The organism is Rhodopseudomonas sp. B29 (assembly GCF_000333455.1).
Taxonomy (GTDB): domain Bacteria; phylum Pseudomonadota; class Alphaproteobacteria; order Rhizobiales; family Xanthobacteraceae; genus Rhodopseudomonas.
The window spans coordinates 1-4454 of sequence record NZ_BADD01000671.1 but is presented as its reverse complement, the minus strand read 5'-3'; the positions used below and the strand labels follow the sequence as shown (position 1 = coordinate 4454).

Sequence of the window (4454 nt, the reverse complement as noted above, 5' to 3'; positions counted from 1 at the left end):
TGCGGCGACGGCTGCGTCGCGGCCTACGGCCTGCAGATGCGAATGCGGATCGGCGGCGTAGCGCACATGTTCATATGCCGGCGGCACCGCGAGTGAATTGAGCCGCGAGATCGTGCTTTGCCGCTTCACTGGAGAGCCATCGGCGCGCAGATATCGCCAGCGCTTGCCGCGCTTGACGCGACGGATGGTGAGCTGCTCCGGCTCGCCGAGCGTCAGCCCAAGGTCCTTGGCGAGCTCTTCGACCGCCGGCACGACCGAGACGTCGCCCGACGCGACCTCGGCGAGTTCAAAATTCTGTTGGTCAACCATGACTTTGTACAAACCCTGACGGCGGCGAGCGATAATGCTGGTCGGCGCGGGAATGTTCCGGACGGGAAATGCCGGTCAGGCTCACGTGACAGGGCGCGTCATTGGCCTCGTCATGGCAGCGACATCAAGATCGCTTGATGTGGTGACGCCCCGATACGAAGGTGGCATTGCATTCCGCTTGCCGGTCCGGAAAGCAACAACGCATAATTGCCTCAACAACCAAATCAATCTCGCCGGCCGCGGACAGCGCGGCGGCAGTGTGGAGGAAAGAATGTCCGAGAAGATCTACGACGTGCCTGCCGAGTGGGCGAGCCGGGCCTTCGTTGACGACGCCAAATACCGCACAATGTACGACCGTTCGATCAAGGACCCGACCGGGTTCTGGGCCGAGCACGCGCAGCGCGTCGACTGGATCAAGGCGCCGACCAAGATCGACAACTGGTCGTTCGCGCCCGGCAACGTTTCGATCAAATGGTTCGAGGACGGCGTACTCAACGCCGCCTACAACTGCATCGACCGCCATCTCGACAAGCGCGGCGACCAGGTGGCCATCATCTGGGAGGGCGACGATCCCTCGCAGTCGCGCACCATCACCTATCGTGAGCTGCACGACGAGGTCTGCAAGTTCGCCAACATCCTGCGCAACCGCAATGTCGGCAAGGGCGACCGCGTCACCATCTATCTGCCGATGATCCCCGAGGCCGCGTTCGCCATGCTGGCCTGCGCCAGGATCGGCGCGATCCATTCGGTGGTGTTCGCCGGATTCTCGCCGGATTCGCTCGCCGGCCGCATCAACGACTGCCAGTCCAAGATCGTCATCACCGCCGACGAGGGCCTGCGCGGCGGCAAGAAGGTGCCGCTGAAGGCCAATGTCGACGCCGCGCTGAAGAAGTGCGAAGGCGTCGACTGGGTGATGGTGGTGAAGCGCACCGGCGCCGCGGTCGAAATGGATGACGTCCGCGACTTCTGGTACCACGAAGCCGCCGAGATGGTGACGACCGAGTGCCCGGTCGAGCACATGCACGCCGAAGACCCGCTGTTCATCCTCTACACCTCGGGCTCGACCGGCCAACCCAAGGGCGTGCTGCACACCACCGGCGGCTATCTCGTCTTCGCCTCGATGACGCACCAGTACGTGTTCGATTATCACGACGGCGACGTCTATTGGTGCACCGCCGACGTCGGCTGGGTCACCGGCCACAGCTACATCCTCTACGGCCCGCTCGCCAATGGCGCGACCACGCTGATGTTCGAAGGCGTGCCCAACTACCCGAGCAATTCGCGGTTCTGGGAAGTCATCGACAAGCACAAGGTCAACATCTTCTACACCGCGCCGACCGCCATCCGCGCCTTGATGCAGGCCGGCGACGAGCCGGTGAAGAAGACGTCGCGCAAATCGCTGCGCCTGCTCGGCTCGGTCGGCGAACCGATCAATCCGGAAGCCTGGGAGTGGTATCACCGCGTCGTCGGCGAGGACCGCTGCCCGATCGTCGACACCTGGTGGCAGACCGAGACCGGCGGCATCCTGATCACCCCGCTGCCGGGCGCCACCAAGCTCAAGCCCGGCTCGGCGACGCGGCCGTTCTTCGGCGTGCTGCCCGAAATCATGGATCCGGACGGCAACGTGCTGAAAGGCGAATGCACCGGAAACCTCTGCCTCGGCCGCTCCTGGCCGGGCCAGATGCGCACCGTCTATGGCGACCATGAACGGTTCGAGCAGACCTACTTCTCGGCCTACAAGGGCAAGTACTTCACCGGCGACGGCTGCCGCCGCGACGCCGACGGCTTCTACTGGATCACCGGCCGCGTCGACGACGTCATCAACGTCTCCGGCCACCGCATGGGTACCGCCGAGGTCGAGTCGTCGCTGGTGGCGCACCCCAAGGTGTCGGAGGCCGCGGTGGTCGGCTATCCGCACGACATCAAGGGCCAGGGCATCTACGCCTATGTGACCCTGATGGCCGGCGAGGAGCCGAGCGAGGAGCTGCGCAAGGAGCTGGTCGCCTGGGTCCGCAAGGACATCGGCCCGATCGCCTCGCCGGACCTGATCCAGTTCGCCCCCGGCCTGCCCAAGACCCGCTCCGGCAAGATCATGCGCCGCATCCTGCGCAAGATCGCCGAGGACGAACCCTCGGCACTCGGCGACACCTCGACCCTGGCCGATCCGGCGGTGGTCGACGACCTCGTCGGCAACCGCCAGAACAAGCACCACAAGGTGGGATGAAGGCTGCCGCGGATCTCGCGTGAGCCGCGGCATCACTAATCAAAAGACATCATCGCCCGCGAAGGCGGGCGATCCAGTATTCCAGGGCGCTGATGAGGAGCTGACGCTCTGGGATACTGGGTCGCCCGGTCGAGCCGGGCGATGACCTAGGTGGATGGGGAGGCATTGCGCCTCATACGCGTGCGCTTTCGATTTTCCCCTCGTTCCCTGTTGCCGTTCAACAACATGTGTGCGGCTGCGGACGGAATTCGGTCGGTTTGCCGGAGGGTGTTGTTTTCGAAGCATTTACTTTACCGCGCGGTTTTCTCTCAATGCCTGCTCCGAACCTCGCCCCGCCGCTCAGCACGTACCGGTTGGTTAGTTCGCGCAGCTAACATCGCGCCAGGGCGCGGATTCGGGCGGATTTCGACCCGACCTTGAGGATACTGGAGCGACGGATGGCTTTTGGAAGGAAAGCTGCTGCAATTCGACCGACCACTTGGGCCGGCCTGACCTGCGCCGCGGCGCTGGCGGCCTGCGTGCTCGGAGCGCCGGCCGCGCAGGCGCGGCCCGATATGGTGGCCTTTCGCGACAACGTCTCGCCCGGCACGATCGTGGTGAAAACCCACGAGCGCCGGCTGTATCTGGTGGTCGAGCCGGGAGTGGCGGTGCGCTACCCGGTCGGCGTCGGCAAGAGCGGCAAGCAATGGGCTGGTGCTACCAAGATCGACGGCAAGTATCGCAACCCGGCCTGGTCGCCGCCCGCCGACGTCAAGCGCGACAATCCGAGCATCCCGGACGTGATCCCCGGCGGCTCGCCCGCAAACCCGATGGGCGTGGCGGCGATGACGCTGGCCGGCGGCGAATACGCCATCCACGGCACCAACCGGCCGAACTCGGTCGGCGGCTATGTGTCCTACGGCTGCATCCGCATGCTGAACAACGACATCACCGACCTTTACGACCGCGTTTCGGTCGGCACCACGGTGGTGGTGACGCGCTAACCATTTGATTTGCTGTAAGAAAAAAGCCCCGCTCGCGCGGGGCTTTTTGTTGATCGCGCCTTAGCGCGGCGGCGCGACGCCCGGAGGCGGCGGCGGCAGCGAGGCCTGACCGCCATTAAGCAGCGGCGTAATGCGGCGGACCGTGACGCGGCGGTTCTGCCGCTCGGGCCCGGCCGTCTGCACCTTCAGATATTGCGAGCCGTAGCCCTGCGACGTCAGGTTTTCGGCCGGTACGCCGAACTGCTCGGTCAACAGCGTAGCGGCGGCCTCGGCGCGGCGATCCGACAGCGACAGATTATCGGTGTCGTTGCCGGTAGCGTCGGTGTGGCCCTCGATCAGGAACACCTCACGCGGATTGCGCCGGATGGCCCGATTGAGACCATCGGCGATCACCTGCAGCTTGGCAGCCTGGTCTGGCGAAATGTCCCACGAGCCGAGCTCGAAGGTGATGGTGTTGAGGTCGATCGACGGCATCAGCTGCCGCAGGGACGGTGAGTAGCGCACCTCGTCCATGGTGTAACGACGCTGGATGCGTTCGACCGGCGGCGCCTCGAGAGTCTCGTAGATCACGTCCGGCGAGGCATCTTCGTAGTCGACGATGTAGCGGTCGCGCGGCATGCGGATCACCGGCGGCGGCAGATCGACGTAGAAGCTGGCCCGATCGCGCGGACCCGCGAACGAGTTGTCGATGATGATGATCTCGCGGCCGTCGCGGTCGCGGCGGATGCGGCGGACGAGCTGACCGTCGGGGCCTGTGACGTTGATGATCTCGGTGCCGTCGGGCCGGACCACGATGGTCCGGGTCTCGTTGTCGCGGCCGCGCTCGGTGCGGATGTCACGCGCGCCATAACGGAAGCGGTCGACTTCGTTGTGGCGGATGAACTCCTGACCGCCCGGATCGCGCACGATGAGCGGCCCGGCTCGGTGATGACGTCCGC

The 4454-nt window shown here is 65.2% G+C and carries 3 protein-coding genes and 1 pseudogene; 2 read left to right on the top strand and 2 right to left on the bottom strand.

The window, feature by feature from the left end:
• Positions 1–309: pseudogene (locus I5M_RS24165) on the bottom strand (hypothetical protein); the annotation flags it as partial.
• A gap of 271 nt (positions 310–580) precedes the next feature.
• Here I5M_RS24165 and acs point away from each other — a divergent pair.
• Together acs and I5M_RS24155 are read left to right on the top strand one after the other, a co-directional pair.
• Positions 581–2533, top strand: coding sequence for an acetate--CoA ligase (gene acs / locus I5M_RS24160; protein WP_031337430.1), 1953 nt, complete (start codon positions 581–583; stop codon positions 2531–2533).
• Positions 2534–2970: 437 nt separating this feature from the next.
• The gene (locus tag I5M_RS24155; protein WP_022723744.1) at positions 2971–3516 is read left to right on the top strand and encodes a L,D-transpeptidase; all 546 of its coding nucleotides are present in this window, start codon (positions 2971–2973) and stop codon (positions 3514–3516) included.
• Between the two features lie 60 nt (positions 3517–3576).
• Here the strand turns inward: I5M_RS24155 and I5M_RS30550 are convergent.
• The coding region (locus I5M_RS30550) for an OmpA family protein (protein WP_040771879.1) at positions 3577–4454 on the bottom strand (878 nt) is incomplete at its 5' end.

Excerpts from the sequence above, each read along its gene's own strand:
- acs (WP_031337430.1), top strand. The coding sequence starts at position 581 with ATGTCCGAGAAGATCTACGACGTGCCTGCCGAGTGGGCGAGCCGGGCC.
- I5M_RS24155 (WP_022723744.1), top strand. The coding sequence starts at position 2,971 with ATGGCTTTTGGAAGGAAAGCTGCTGCAATTCGACCGACCACTTGGGCC.